Source organism: Leifsonia sp. fls2-241-R2A-40a (assembly GCF_030209575.1).
Taxonomy (GTDB): domain Bacteria; phylum Actinomycetota; class Actinomycetes; order Actinomycetales; family Microbacteriaceae; genus Leifsonia.
In genome coordinates, this window is record NZ_JARVRS010000001.1 from 574,252 (window position 1) to 587,551 (window position 13,300).

Sequence of the window (13,300 nt, forward strand, 5' to 3'; positions counted from 1 at the left end):
GTTCTCCTTCTGTCGGATATGGATGTGGCGCCGGCGCAGGGGTCAGCGCAGCACTTCGATGAGGGTCGCGTTGGCCGTGCCGCCACCCTCGCACATGGTCTGCAGCCCGTAGCGCCCGCCGCGCGCCTCGAGTTCGTTGACCAGCGTCGCGAGCAGCCGCGTCCCGGACGATCCGAGCGCGTGGCCGAGCGCGATCGCTCCGCCCCGCGGATTGAGGCGCGACGGGTCCGCTCCGAACTCCTTCTTCCAGAGCAGCGGGATGGGCGCGAAGGCCTCGTTGACCTCGTACGCATCGATCTCGTCCAGGCGCACGCCGCTGCGGTCGAGCAGCTTGCGGGTCGCCGGGAGGATGCCGGTGAGCATCAGCAGGGGGTCGTCGCCGGCGACCGCGAACGAGTGGAACCGGGCGCGCGGGCGCAGGCCCAGCCGCTTCGCTGCCTCCGCGCTCATGATGAGTGCAGCGGAGGCGCCGTCGGTGAGGGGCGACGAGTTGCCGGCGGTGATCCGCCATTCCAGCTGGGGGAACCGCTGGGCGAGCCGGTCGGTGCGGAACACCGGCTGCAGCTGCGCGAGCTTCTCCGCGGTCGTGCCCGGGCGGATCGTCTCGTCCGCGACCACGCTGCCGGAGTCCGGGGTCGGCACCGCGACGAGCTCGCCGTCGTAGGAGCCGTTCGCCGCCGACCACGCGGCGCGTCCGTGCGATTCGGCGGCGTAGTCGTCCAGCTCGGCACGGCTGAAGCCCCACCGGTCCGCGATGAGCTCCGCCGAGACGCCCTGGTTCACGAGCCCGTCCGGGTACCGGGTCTTCAGGAGGGCGCCGCCGAGGGAGGCTCCCTGCAGATTGGACCCCATCGGAACCCGGCTCATCGACTCCACCCCGCAGGCGATGACGACGTCGTACGCGCCCGAGATCACTCCCTGAGCGGCGAACGCGGCCGCCTGCTGGCTCGACCCGCACTGCCGGTCGATGGTCACTGCGGGCACGCTCTCTGGGAACCCCGCGCTCAGCACCGCCGTGCGCGTGATGTTGCCGGCCTGCTCCCCCGACTGCGTGACGCATCCGCCGATCACGTCGTCGACGACCGCGGGGTCGATGCCGGTGCGCCCGACCAGTTCGAGCAGCACGCCCGCGAGGAGGTCGGCCGGGTGGATGTCGGACAGCTCGCCGTCGGGCTTCCCCCGACCGGACGGCGTGCGGACGACGTCGACGATGACCGCTTCGGCGTGCGTCATCAGAGACCGAACGGGTTCGGCGTGAGCGTGTACTTCGTGTTCAGGTACTCGTGGATGCCCTCGAAGCCGCCCTCGCGTCCGAGGCCCGACTGCTTCACACCGCCGAACGGCGCCGCCGCGTTGGAGACGACGCCGACGTTGAGCCCCATCATCCCGGTCTCCAGGCGTTCGATCATCCGCTGACCGCGCGCCAGGTCCTTCGTGAAGACGTACGACACCAGCCCGAATTCGGTGTCGTTCGCCAGCCGCACCGCCTCGTCCTCGTCGGAGAAGCGGATGATCGACAGCACCGGACCGAAGATCTCCTGGCGCAGGATCTCGCTGCCCGGGCGCACATCCGTCACCACGGTCGGCTCGAAGAACGTGCCCGTCCCGTCGACGCGGGAGCCGCCGGTGAGCACCGAGGCGCCGCGCTCGACGGCGTCCTCGAGCAGTTCGGAGGCCTTGTGGATGGCGTCCTCGTTGATCAGCGGACCGATCGTGACGTCGTCCTCGGTGCCGCGGCCGATCTTCAACCCGTTGACCCGGTCTGTCACCCGGCAGGCGAACTCGTCGGCGACGGCCTCGTGCACGATGAACCGGTTCGCCGCGGTGCAGGCCTCTCCGATGTTGCGGAACTTCGCGAGCATCGCGCCGTCGACCGCCCGGTCGAGGTCCGCGTCGTCGAATACGACGAACGGCGCGTTGCCTCCGAGCTCCATGGAGGTGCGGAGCACGTTCTCGGACGCCTGCTGCAGCAGTTTCCGCCCCACCTCCGTCGACCCCGTGAACGACAGCTTGCGCAGCCGCGAGTCGGCGATGATCGGCGCCGACACCTTTCCGGAGGTGGTCGTCGTCACGACGTTGAGCACCCCCGGCGGCAGTCCCGCGTCCTCGAGCAGCCGCGCGAAGTAAAGGGTCGTGAGCGGCGTCAGCTCGGCCGGCTTGATGACGACCGTGCAGCCCGCGGCGAGCGCCGGCGAGATCTTGCGGGTCGCCATCGCCAGCGGGAAGTTCCAGGGGGTGATCAGGAAGCACGGGCCGACGGGATGCTGCGACACGATCATCCGGCCGGTCCCCTCCGGGTTGCTCCCGTAGCGGCCGGAGATGCGCACGGCCTCCTCGGAGAACCAGCGGAGGAACTCGCCGCCGTACGTGACCTCGCCGTTCGCCTCCGCCAGCGGCTTGCCCATCTCGAGCGTCATCAGCAGCGCGAACTCGTCGCGCCGCTCCTGCAGCAGGTCGAAGGCGCGGCGCAGGATCTCGCCGCGCTCACGGGCGGGCGTCGCCGCCCAGTCCTCGGCGGCCGCGACGGCGGCATCCAGTGCCCGGATGCCGTCCTCCGGCGAGGCGTCCGCGATCTCCTTGATGCGCTCCCCGGTCGCCGGGTCGAACACCGGGAACGTGCCGGCGGACCCGGCCGTCCACTTTCCCCCGATGTACAGACCGTCGGGCACTCGCTCGAGCAGAGCCTTCTCATCCATCAGCCGCGTTCCTCCTCATTCTCTTCGTCTTCATCGTCTGTCGTGACCGAGGCCAGCACCAGGGGGACCGCGCGGTGGTCGATCTTCGTCGCCAGGGCGATGACGGTCGATGTCCGCATGATCCCCGGGTCGCTCACGATGCGGTCGATCACCCGTTGCAGGTCGGCGTTCGATCGCGCGACCGCGCGGATCATCAGGTCCCCGGCGCCGGTGATGGTGTGCACCTCGAGCACCTCGGGGATCGCCTCCAGGTGCTCGACGACGGTCACATCCCACTCGCCCTGGGCGATCTCGGCGGTCACGAAGGCGGTCACGGGGTACCCGAGCCGGTCGGTGTCGACCGTCGGAGCGAAGTCGCGCACCACCCCCGAGCGCTGCAACCGGTCGAGCCTCGCCTGCACCGTCCCCCGCGCGACCCCCAGCCGCCGTGACGCCTCGAACACGCCGAGCCGCGGCTCTGTGGTCAGCAGCGCGATCAGATCGGCGTCGAGCTTGTCGATCATGCGACCTCCTTCGGTCCTCGCACATCGTACGACGCAGGGTACGCGTCCGCGCCATGCACTACAGCACGCCGACCGCAGCCCCCAGGAACGGCAGAGCCGCCTGCTTGAACCCGCGCGCGCTCAACGTCGTGACATGGTTGCGCTTCGGCAGCACCACCAGTTCGGCGCCGAGCAGCCGGGCGGCCTCGTCGGCGCCGTCCGTGACCGGGTCGGCGTCGCCGACCACCAGCATCGTGGGGACCGTGCTGGCGAGCGGCAGCGGGTGCGCCGCCATCCCGGCGGCGCAGGCCGCGAGGGCCTCCCGGTCGACGCCGGGCGCCTGGCGGAGGGAGGCGAGCAGGGGCGCGAGCGGACTGCTCGCATCGAGCGCCGACGGCTCGTCGCGGAGTGCGGCCTGGACGGCCGAGACTCCCCAGTGCCCGAACTGCTCGACCGTCCCGACGCCCCCGACCACCAGGCGCCGCATGCGCGAGGGGGTGAGGCCGACCAGCGCGAGCGAGACCCAGCTCCCCATCGAGTAGCCCATCGCATCCACCTGCTCGACGCCCTGCTCGTCGAGGACGCCGAGAAGGTCCTGCGCGAGCAGCTCGGGCGAGTAGGCGGCCGCTTCGTGCGGGCTGTCGCTCCGGCCGTGGCCGCGCAGGTCGGGGACGATCGCTCCGCGGCCCGCAGCGGCGAGCGCGGCGACCCAGCCTGTCGCCTCCCAGGTCATCGAGCCGTTCGACGCGAAGCCGTGGACGAGCAGCACCGGGTCCGGACCCGGGTGGCGGTCGACGTGGATGCGCACGCCGTCACTGCTCCCGCAGCACGTCGGCACCGAAGAAATCGGCACCGAGGAGGGCGCCGTCGCGCACCCGGTCCGCGAGTGCTCCGGCCGTGTCGGCCACCTCGGCGAAGAACTCGTCGCCGACCGTTCCCGTCTGGCGGAGCTTCTGCTCGCACAGGGCGAGCGGGTCGCGGGCCGGCCGCCTCGGCGTCTCGCCGGAGACGAGCGAGGGCCCCGCCCCATCCGAGGATCGAGCGGTGATCGGCAGGATGACCGTCGGTCCTCCGCCGCTGCGTGCGCGGTCCAGAGCCTCGGCCGTCGCGTCGTAGACGGCGAGCACGTCGTCGCCGTCGACCCGCACAGCGGGCACCGCATGGTCGGCAACCGGGATGTCCCGGTCGTCCTGCAGGAAGAACACGACGGGAAGGCTCGAGGCCGCCGCCGCATCCATCGCGTCCCGCAGCACGGTCCCCTGCGTGGCGGCGTCCGTGTCACCGCCGAGGTACGCCAGGGCCGCGCCGCCCGTGCGGTCGAGCTTGGCGGCGAGTGCCCAGCCGACCGCGTGGGTCACGGCACTGCTCGCGGCCGGATCGCCGACCGCCTGGGGCGTATCGGCATTCCCGAGGTGCCCGCGCCACCGGCCGCGCCCACGGCGCGCTGCGAGGTGGGCGACCGGGTCGGCGCCCAGGGCGACGGCCACTCCCAGCTCTCCGGCTCCCGGCGAGACGAAGTCGACCGCAGGGTCCAGCGCTGCGGTCCCTCCGACCTGGGCCGCTTCCGAGCCGCGCAGCGGCACATGTGCCGCGCTGACGCCCTGCCCCTCCATCGCGATCGCGTCGCGTTCGAGGCGCCGGACGATCGCCATCGTCCGGTACAGGCGACGCAGGAGGGCGGCGTCGTCAGGGCGCGCAGCAGCGCGCTGCGGGGCGGTCAGCGTCATGATGCAACTCTCCCGCACCCACGATCAGGCACCAAGTCGTACAGCAGACGTTGGTCAATCTGCCGGATCAGGACGAGATTTCCGCCCTTCTACTGTGCATCTTGTCCTGCCAGAGCTTCGAGGGCCACCAGATGGCGCGGCCGATGTCGTACGACACGGCCGGTACCAGGAGCGACCGCACGACGACGGTGTCCAGCAGCACCCCGAAGGCGACGATGAACGCGATCTGCACGAGGAACAGGATCGGGATGACCGCGAGCGCCGCGAACGTCGCGGCCAGCACGACACCGGCCGACGTGATGACGCTGCCCGTGACACCCAGTCCGCGCAGGATGCCCGGACGCGTCCCCAGGCGCAGCGACTCCTCGCGCACCCGTGTCATCAAGAAGATGTTGTAATCCACCCCGAGCGCCACCAGGAACACGAACCCGAACAGGGGCACCGCGGCGTCCGCACCCGGGAATCCGAAGACGTGGTTGAACACGAGCGCCGAGACTCCCAGCGCCGCCGCATACGAGAGCACGACGCTGCCGATCAGCAGCACCGGCGCGACGATCGAGCGCAGGAGCAGCATGAGGATGACGAGGATCACCGCCAGCACGATCGGGATGATCTTCGCCAGGTCGCTCTGTGCCGTCTCGTTCGTGTCGAGGGCGATCGCCGTCACACCGCCGACGAGCACCGAGCCGTCGTCGGAGAGCGAACCGCGCAGGTCCTTCACCACGCGCTCGGCGGCGGACGAGTCCGGTTCGGAGGCGAGCGTTGCCTGGATGAGCACGTGGCCGTCCTTCACGACCGGTTCCGCCGGCGCGCCCTCCTGGGGCCGTCCACCGCCCGTGTAGAACGCTGCGGATGCGACACCGTCGGTCTTCTGGGTCGCGGCGAGCACGTCATCCGCCTTCGATTCCGGCGCGACGATCAGCACGGGAGACCCGGACCCGGCGTCGAAGTGCTTGGCGACGATCGCCTGCCCGTCGACGGCGTCCGACTGCGACAGGATGACGTCCGTCTGCTGCACTCCGTTCGCCTTCAACTGGGTCAGTCCGAGCGCGCACGCCGCGAGCAGCACGAAGGAGACGATCCACGTGACCCGCGGTCGGCGGGCGATCAGCCGCCCGACGCGCAGCCAGAGACCGCGGATGCCCTCCAGCCCACTGAGCGCAGCGCCCTCGACGGGCTTGTGATGACGGCCGCCGACGACCGGCCGGAACGGCCAGAACGACGCGCGCCCGAAGATCGCCAGCAGTGCCGGCAGCAGCGTGAGCGCGGACAGCAGCGAGAAGACGATCCCGATCGCGGCGATCGGCCCGAGGCTCTTGTTCGAGTTGAGGTCCGAGAAGAGCAGGCAGAGCAGGGCCAGGATGACGGTCGCGCCGGAGGCGACGATCGGCTCGAGGGACGCTTTCCAGGCACGGAGGATCGCTACCCACCGCGACTGCTCGACCTCGAGCGCTTCGCGGTAGCGCGCGACCAGCAGCAGCGAGTAGTCGGTCGCCGCGCCGATGACGAGGATCGACAGGATGCCCTGGCTCTGCCCGGACAGCTTGATCCATCCCCAGAGGGCGAACAGGTAGACGAAGAGGATGGCCGCGCAGAGCGCGAAGATCGAGGTGAACAGCACGAGGAACGGCAGCAGCAGGGCCCGGTAGACCAGCAGCAGGATGACGAACACCGCCGCGACCGCGACAAGGAGCAGGATGCCGTCGATCCCGCCGAACGCGTTGACGAGGTCGGCCGTCAGCCCCGCCGGGCCGGTGACCCAGGCGCGCGCGCCGTCGGGCACGTTCTCGTCGGCCACGGCCCGCAGGTCGGCGACGACGGTCTTCACCTCGTCGGTATTGGCCACAGGCACGATGTACTCGACCGCCCGACCGTCCTCCGACGGGATCGGGCCGGCCACGCTGGTGCTCGCGCCCTCCGGCGGGGCCTGGACGCCGTCCACATGGCCGAGCTTCGTCCCGAGGTCGGCGTAGGTCGTCCCGAGCTCGCTCTTCGGGATGCTGTCGTCCGCCTGCACGACGACGATGGCGGGGATCGACCCGGAGTCGGTGAACCGCTTCTGCCAGTCCTGCACTTCGGTGGACTCAGCGCTCGCGGGAAGGAAGGCCGCCTGATCGTTGCTGGAGACGCCGGAGAGCTTGCCGAAGGTCGGCCCCCCGATGCCGGCGACGACCAGCCAGATCAGGACCAGGACGGTCGGGACCACGATCCGCAGCCATCGCGCCGGTGCGTGCGGGCTGGCGGGCCGGTCTTCGGCTTCCTTGGGCACTTCGCCTCCTGATTACTAGACTAGCTAGCAATTACCATAGCGTGGATGCGCGCCGGCGTCCACGCGGGAGGCAGGCTCAGGCGACCACTTCCGCCCCCGCCTCGGCCAGTTCGGCGAGCGCCGCCTCGGACGACGCCGGGGCCACCCCCGCCACCAGGGACGTCAGCACCCGGACCTGCCGGCCGTTCGCGAGCGCATCCAGAGCCGACGCCCGCACGCAGTAGTCGGTCGCGATCCCTACGACATCGATGGTCTGGATGCCGTGCTCGTCCAGCAGCTGGTGCACGGTCTCGCCCGACTCCGTCCGGCCCTCGAACAGCGAGTACGCGGGCACGCCCTGACCTTTGCGCACGTGGAAGCCCACCCGCGCGGTGTCGAACGCGGGGTGGTAGTCGGCGCCCGGCGTCCCGGCGACGCAGTGCACCGGCCAGCTGTCCACGAAGTCCGGCTCGGAGTCCGATGCGAAGTGGCCGCCGTTGTCATTGTGACCGTCGTGCCAGTCGCGGCTGGCGACGATGAGCGCGTAGTCGTCGGCATGCTCCGCCAAGTACTCGGTGATGCCGGCGGCGACCGCGGAGCCGCCGTCGACCCCGAGCGCCCCTCCCTCGGTGAAGTCGTTCTGCACGTCGACGATGAAGAGCGCCTTGGTCATGCCGTCCTCCGGGGTGATGATCGCTGCGGGATGGTGTGGTCGCGTTCCGGACCGCGCCTCAGCCGTTGGAGAGGTTGTCCCCGCAGTTGTAGAACCCTGCGACGAGACTGTCGATCGCCTGCTTCGCATTGTCGCTCACGTCGCCCAGCGCGAAGACCGCGAAGGTCAGCGGGGTGCCGTCCGCCGCGTTGACGATGCCCGAGAGGGTGTACCCGTGGTCGATCCATCCCGTCTTGGCGAAGACCGAGCCCCGGGCGACCGCGCTGGAGCCGGTGAACCGGTTGTAGCCCGGCCCGAGCGTCCCGGACTTGCCCGCGACGGGTAGTCCGTCGTAGACGACGCCGAGCCCGTTCTGCCGGTTCAGCACCTTGATGAAGAGCTGCGTGAGGTACGACGGCGGAACCGCGTTGTCGCCGCTGAGGCCGGAGCCGTCGGCGATGTGGATGCCCGCGGTGTCGATCCCGTAGCCCTTCAGCCCGGCGAGCACTCCCGCATTGAGCGCGTCGAAGGTGTTGCCCGCGCCGTTCTTGATGGCCACCAGGCGCGCGAGCTCTTCCATGATCGTGTTGTCGGAGACGCGCATCGCCTGATCGATCAGGGTCGTCACAGGCTGCGACTGCACGACGCCGAGCTGGCGCGCGCCGGCGGGTGCGACACCCTGGCTGACGCCGACGTTGGTGCCGAGGTACTGCTGGAAGTACTGCACGGCCCGCGCCACCGGGTCGGTGCTCCGCGGCGACTCCACCGCGGTGGGATCGTCACGATCGCCGTCGACCATGAGCGCGGTCATGTACGGGGTCGACCCTTCGACGACGCGCTCCTCGTGCTCATCCCAGCTGGGCTGCCAGAACGGCGCGCCGAAGAGGGAGGCGTCCACGACGATCGAGGTGATCTGCTGGCCGCCCATGGCCTGCTTCACCTGGTTGGCGAGATCCTGCATGGTCGGCGCGCCGGTGTAGAACGAGGCCTGGCCGTCCGGCAGACGCGACAGCGTGACGTCGCCGCCGCCCACGATAACGACCTGGCCGGGCGTGCTGCCTGCGACCACCGTGGTGGACACCCGGTAGTCGGGACCGAGCGTGGAGAGGGCCGCCGCGGAGGTGAGAGTCTTCAGCACCGACGCGGTCGGACCCGGCTTCACGCCGTTGCGGTCGAACAGGGTCTGGCCCGTCTTCGCGTTCACCACCTGGGCCTCGAGGGTTCCGAGGCGGCCGTCGGTCGCGAGGCCGCCCACGGAACAGGTGCGGATGCGGGTCGCGGCCGGCTGGTTGGCGGGCACCGGGCGCGCCGGGTCGGCGGTCGGGATGGGCGTCGGCGTCGGGGTGGACGAGCGGGTAGCGCTCGCGCTCGGCGTCGGCCGCCCTGCAGCCTCGGCCGGCGAGCCGACCGTCGCGCCCAGTGCGACGCTGCCGGAAGCGAGGAGCACGAAGACGACCGCAGCTCCCGCCGCCATCCAGGTCTTCGGGTGCGTGCGGATCGCCGTCAGGACTCCCGCGAGCACGCCACCGCCGGGCTTGGTGCCGGGCACACCGGTCTCCGGCTTGTCCGATTCGCGCATCCGGGTATGTTACCGGGGGTTTCTGAATGCTGCTACGCTCCCCGATTCGTCATTCCTTCTTCCTGTGGAGGGCGTCCGGCTTGTGCACCGCCTCCTTGCCCGTCTTGTCGCTCTTCACCAGGTACTGCGGGTCGTCCTTCGACGCGCGGACCGTGCGGCCCGCCGCCTCGGTGTCCTCGGTGACCTTCTTCTCGACCTCGCCCGGCACGTCCACGCCGTGGGATGACCACTCGACGTGATCGCCGCGCTTCAACTCGTCCGCCATGACCGCAGCCAACCACCACGGGTGATCCGCCGCCAGGGTCCGGCGTCGCTCTCACGCCACGGGCGCCACCGTGTAGTTGTCGAAGCGGACGGTGACCGGGGTATTCGTCGCCGTGCCCGACAGGTAGGCACGGAGCCCGACCGACCCGGCAGACTGGAGGCCCGCGGTGCTGTCGGTGACACTCACCTGCCACCCCGCCGGCTCCGCCTGGGTCGCCGACCAGAGCTTGGCCTGGAGGGTCGTCGGGGAGGTCCCGACGACGTGCACACGCAGGTTCAGCTGCTGCCCGGCACTGTAGGTCAGGCCAGCCACCGTCGCCGCCTGAAGGGTGGTCCCGTTGGCGAGCAGCTGCACCTGGACCGCCCCACTGGCACTCAGCCAGGCGCGCCCCTCGTAGGCCACGGTTCCCACCTGGCGACCGATCGCCGAGACGAAGACTCCGCCGCCCGACGGGGCCAGGTCCGTGGTGAAGGTGACCGTCGAGTCCGTCCTGCTGGAGGAGACCCCGCCCAACGTCTCCGTCCTCGTCGTCCCCGCCGCATCGTTCATGCGGCCGGTGCCGGATGCGACCGAGTAGGAGGTGGCGCTGCCGGCTCCCGTCCAGGTCCCGCCGGTGTCCGCCGATCCCCAGCCGCTCGCGACGCTGCGTTCGAACGCGTCCTTAGCGAGCGTGCTGCCGGAGGTGGCGGTCACCGTCACCTGCCGCGTCGTCGTTCCCGTCGCGCCCAGGTTGTCGGTCACCTTGAGCGTGATCGTGTAGGTGCCGGCGGCCGCGTACGTGTGGTTCGCGGAGGATCCGGTCGCGGTCCCGCCGTCGCCGAAGGTCCAGGCGTACGAGGAGATGCTGCCGTCCGGGTCGCTCGACGCCCTGCCGTCGACGGCGACGGCAAGACCATTGGTGCCCGCCGTGAACGAGGCGGTCGGCGGTTGGTTGGCGCCGCCTCCGGCAACGACGACGGAGTTGCCGACGCGCGAGATGCGGTTGCCGTCAGGGTCGGTGACCGTGAGCGTATAGGTATGCCCACTTCCGGGAGCCAGGCCGATGTCGGTGAAGCTCATGGCGGGGCGGTTCCAGAAGACGATGTTCCGCGTCGTCTGGTAGACGGGGTGCGCCGTGTCGCCGTCACGCGCCAGCGCGAAGGTCAGTGCCACGTTGTCCTGATCGTAGGTGCCCGTCCAGCTCACGGTCGCCTGACCGGGGACGGTCGACGTCGCGTTCGGGGTGAGCGCGGCGTTGTTGTTCGGGCCGGTGGTGCTGCGCACGACGGAGTCGTAGGCGAAGCGCGTGAGCCCGTACTGGGCCTTGCCGTTCACCGCCGGGAACTCGCCGCCGACCACCAGGTAGCGGCTGTCACCGGCGACCGTCCACGCGGCCTGACCCTGCCCCGTGAACGTGCCGGTCAGCCAGTCGGGGAACCAGTTCAGGAGGGTGGGCGACGGTTGACCCCGGAAGTTGGCGTAGGCGGTGTTCCCGTCATTGGTGAGCGTGCCTGTCCGCGCTTTGGAGAAGGAGATCGTCTGGTGGTGCGTGCGTGGATTCGTCTCGGGGAAACCGCCCACGTTGCGGCAGTCGTGCGGGTGCCCGGCCACGTAGAGCGCGTCACCGAGGGGCGCGACCGAGTAGGTGTCGCCGTGGCAGTCCTCCAGCCAGATCAGCGCGCCGGTGGTGCCGTCTGCCGCGAAGCTGCCTTCGAGGTTGCCCCCGGGGCCGAAGACGTAGCCGGAGCCGTAGACGCGGTCCGAGGTCGCCGCGAGCGACATGATCGCCGCCTTCGCTCCCGCGTCGCGCACGATGTTGTTGACCGGGAACGACAGGGCCGTGCCCGTCGAGGCGTTCAGCATCGCGAGCCCGTAGTGGGACTCCCCGTTCATGATCGTGAAGGGGCCGCCGGCGTAGACACGGTTGCCGTCGGGGCTGACGGCGAGCGCCCACACGGCGTCATTGGCCGACGGGTTGAAGGAGCCGATCACCGCGCCGTTCGAGGGGTCGAGCTTCACGATGTGGTTGTGGGTGGTGCCGTTGACGCTGGTGAACGCGCCTCCCGCGTAGACGGCGGAATTGGTCGCGGCGAGGGCGCGCACCTGGCTCCCGACGACCGGCCGGAACGACGCGATCGGCTGACCGGTCGCCGTGCTGATCGCGAGGATCCGGTAGTACGTGGCACCCCCGGCGCTCGTGAAGTCTCCGGAGACGTACACGCGCGAGCCGTCGGGAGAGGCCGTGATCGCCATGGACTGCGCATTCAGCGGAATGTTCACGCTGCTGAGGAGGACGCCCGTCGTGATGTTGTACGCGAGCAGGTTGCTGCGGGGTGTGGTGTTGGAACCCGCCGGCGAGCCGGAGGGCCGCGCCGTCGTGAATTTGCCCGCGACGTACACGGTGTCGCCGACCACCACCTGCGCCCAGGCCACGCCGTCCATCTGGACAGTGGGCAGAGCGGTGGCGCCGACGGTCGGCGGCGAGGCGGGATTGGTCGGGTCCGGCGGCATCGTATCCGCCGCCGCGGGCGTCGCCAGGCCGACACCTCCCCCGACCAGCAGCAGCGCACTCAGCGTTGCGGTGAGCAGACCGAGCGCACGCACTCGGAGGGACCTCGTCGTTGCATCCATGACAGCCTCGGGCAGACTTGATTGATCCTCATTTTTGCTTGGGTCCAGGCTACGCCACCGAACGGAGGCGCGCATAGTAGAAATGCCCGTCCAGGAAGTGGCCGTCGCAGAAGTGGCGGTCGAGGAAATGCCCGGGTGCGTGCGAGGCGAGTGTGGAGCCGCCCAAGGGAATCGAACCCTTGACCTTCTCATTACGAGTGAGATGCTCTGCCGACTGAGCTAGGGCGGCGTGGGCCGGGCTTCCGCCCGACGCACAGTCAGATAGCTTACCTGATCCGGCGGGGTGCTGCGGAACGTGCCTGCAGGAGGTCAGCGCACCTGAGTGCCGAGCGCGGAAAGCTGCTGGAAGGAGCTCCGCAACCGGTCCGCGAGCGGCTCCACTCCCCCGTGGTCGGCCCAGCAGGACCACGCGTGCCGCATGCCCGCGAAGGCCACATAGGTCACGAGCCGCGCCCGCTGATGCAGCCCCTCGACATCGTCAGCGAGAGCAGGATCGTCGTGGGCCAGGCGGCGCTGCACCACGCCGCTGAGCGCATCCTCGAACTTGTGCATGCTCGCCATGCGGAGGGCGAACAGCTCGGGGTTGTCTTTGAGGAGCGCACGCCGCAGGGTATGGAGGCGCTGCATGCTCACCGGGCCGCCGTCCGTCTCGTCGAGCTCGTGGCCGCCCGTGTCCCCGACGTCGATGGCCGCGACGAGGAGGGTGCTGATGCCGTCCAGGATGGGCTCCTCGGGGCCCGCGGCGATGAACCGCTCGATGCTGTCCTCGTCGGGCAGCTCCGGGAGCTCGCCGATGATCGCGGACTCCTTGGACGGGAAGTAGTTGAAGAAGGTGCGCGGCGAGACGTTCGCCACGTGGCTGATCTCGTCGATCGTGACGCGGTCGAAACCGCGCTCGCCCGCGAGCTCGACGGCGGCGAGCTGGATCGCCCTGCGGGTCGCGATGCGCTTCCGCTCGCGGAGCCCGAGTTCGCTCAGCGTGGAATCGGTAGCCACTGACACGGCTCGATTATTTCATTCCCTGCAAAATTGCACCACTCG

The 13,300-nt window shown here is 70.2% G+C and carries 11 protein-coding genes and 1 tRNA gene; all 12 read right to left on the reverse strand.

Annotation, left to right across the window (positions count from 1 at the left end):
* Nucleotides 1-42: 42 nt before the first annotated feature.
* The 12 genes from QRN40_RS02810 to QRN40_RS02865 all read right to left on the reverse strand — a co-directional run bounded on the left by QRN40_RS02810 (nt 43) and on the right by QRN40_RS02865 (nt 13,255).
* Nucleotides 43-1,233 (reverse strand): thiolase family protein, encoded by a 1,191-nt coding sequence (locus tag QRN40_RS02810; protein ID WP_285113964.1) that lies wholly within the window; start codon nt 1,231-1,233, stop codon nt 43-45.
* Complete coding sequence (locus QRN40_RS02815; RefSeq protein ID WP_285113965.1) at nt 1,233-2,696, reverse strand: NAD-dependent succinate-semialdehyde dehydrogenase; 1,464 nt, start codon at nt 2,694-2,696, stop codon at nt 1,233-1,235. Before QRN40_RS02815 ends, QRN40_RS02810 begins: the two co-directional genes overlap by 1 nt.
* Nucleotides 2,696-3,199, reverse strand: coding sequence for an Lrp/AsnC family transcriptional regulator (locus QRN40_RS02820; protein WP_285113966.1), 504 nt, complete (start codon nt 3,197-3,199; stop codon nt 2,696-2,698). Before QRN40_RS02820 ends, QRN40_RS02815 begins: the two co-directional genes overlap by 1 nt.
* A 58-nt stretch (nt 3,200-3,257) precedes the next feature.
* A complete protein-coding gene (locus tag QRN40_RS02825) occupies nt 3,258-3,986 on the reverse strand; it encodes an alpha/beta fold hydrolase (RefSeq protein ID WP_285113967.1) in 729 nt (242 codons plus the stop codon).
* 4 nt (nt 3,987-3,990) lie between these two features.
* Entirely contained in the window at nt 3,991-4,905 is a 915-nt protein-coding gene (locus tag QRN40_RS02830; protein WP_285113968.1) for a thiamine pyrophosphate-dependent enzyme, read from the reverse strand.
* Nucleotides 4,906-4,972: 67 nt separating this feature from the next.
* Complete coding sequence (locus QRN40_RS02835) at nt 4,973-7,174, reverse strand: MMPL family transporter (RefSeq protein WP_285113969.1); 2,202 nt, start codon at nt 7,172-7,174, stop codon at nt 4,973-4,975.
* Between the two features lie 76 nt (nt 7,175-7,250).
* Nucleotides 7,251-7,826: an isochorismatase family protein gene (locus tag QRN40_RS02840; RefSeq protein WP_285113970.1), complete on the reverse strand. Its 576-nt coding sequence runs from the start codon at nt 7,824-7,826 to the stop codon at nt 7,251-7,253.
* 58 nt (nt 7,827-7,884) lie between these two features.
* On the reverse strand, nt 7,885-9,384 hold the full coding sequence (locus QRN40_RS02845) for a D-alanyl-D-alanine carboxypeptidase/D-alanyl-D-alanine-endopeptidase (RefSeq protein ID WP_285113971.1): 1,500 nt from the start codon (nt 9,382-9,384) through the stop codon (nt 7,885-7,887).
* A 49-nt stretch (nt 9,385-9,433) separates the two neighbouring features.
* Nucleotides 9,434-9,649 carry a hypervirulence associated TUDOR domain-containing protein gene (locus QRN40_RS02850; protein ID WP_285113972.1) on the reverse strand — a complete coding sequence of 72 codons (216 nt, stop codon included), beginning with the start codon at nt 9,647-9,649 and terminating at the stop codon, nt 9,434-9,436.
* Between the two features lie 51 nt (nt 9,650-9,700).
* Nucleotides 9,701-12,259 carry a PKD domain-containing protein gene (locus tag QRN40_RS02855; protein ID WP_285113973.1) on the reverse strand — a complete coding sequence of 853 codons (2,559 nt, stop codon included), beginning with the start codon at nt 12,257-12,259 and terminating at the stop codon, nt 9,701-9,703.
* A gap of 153 nt (nt 12,260-12,412) precedes the next feature.
* A tRNA-Thr gene (locus QRN40_RS02860) sits at nt 12,413-12,488 on the reverse strand.
* A gap of 80 nt (nt 12,489-12,568) precedes the next feature.
* Nucleotides 12,569-13,255, reverse strand: coding sequence for a TetR family transcriptional regulator (locus QRN40_RS02865; protein ID WP_285113974.1), 687 nt, complete (start codon nt 13,253-13,255; stop codon nt 12,569-12,571).
* Nucleotides 13,256-13,300: the final 45 nt, after the last annotated feature.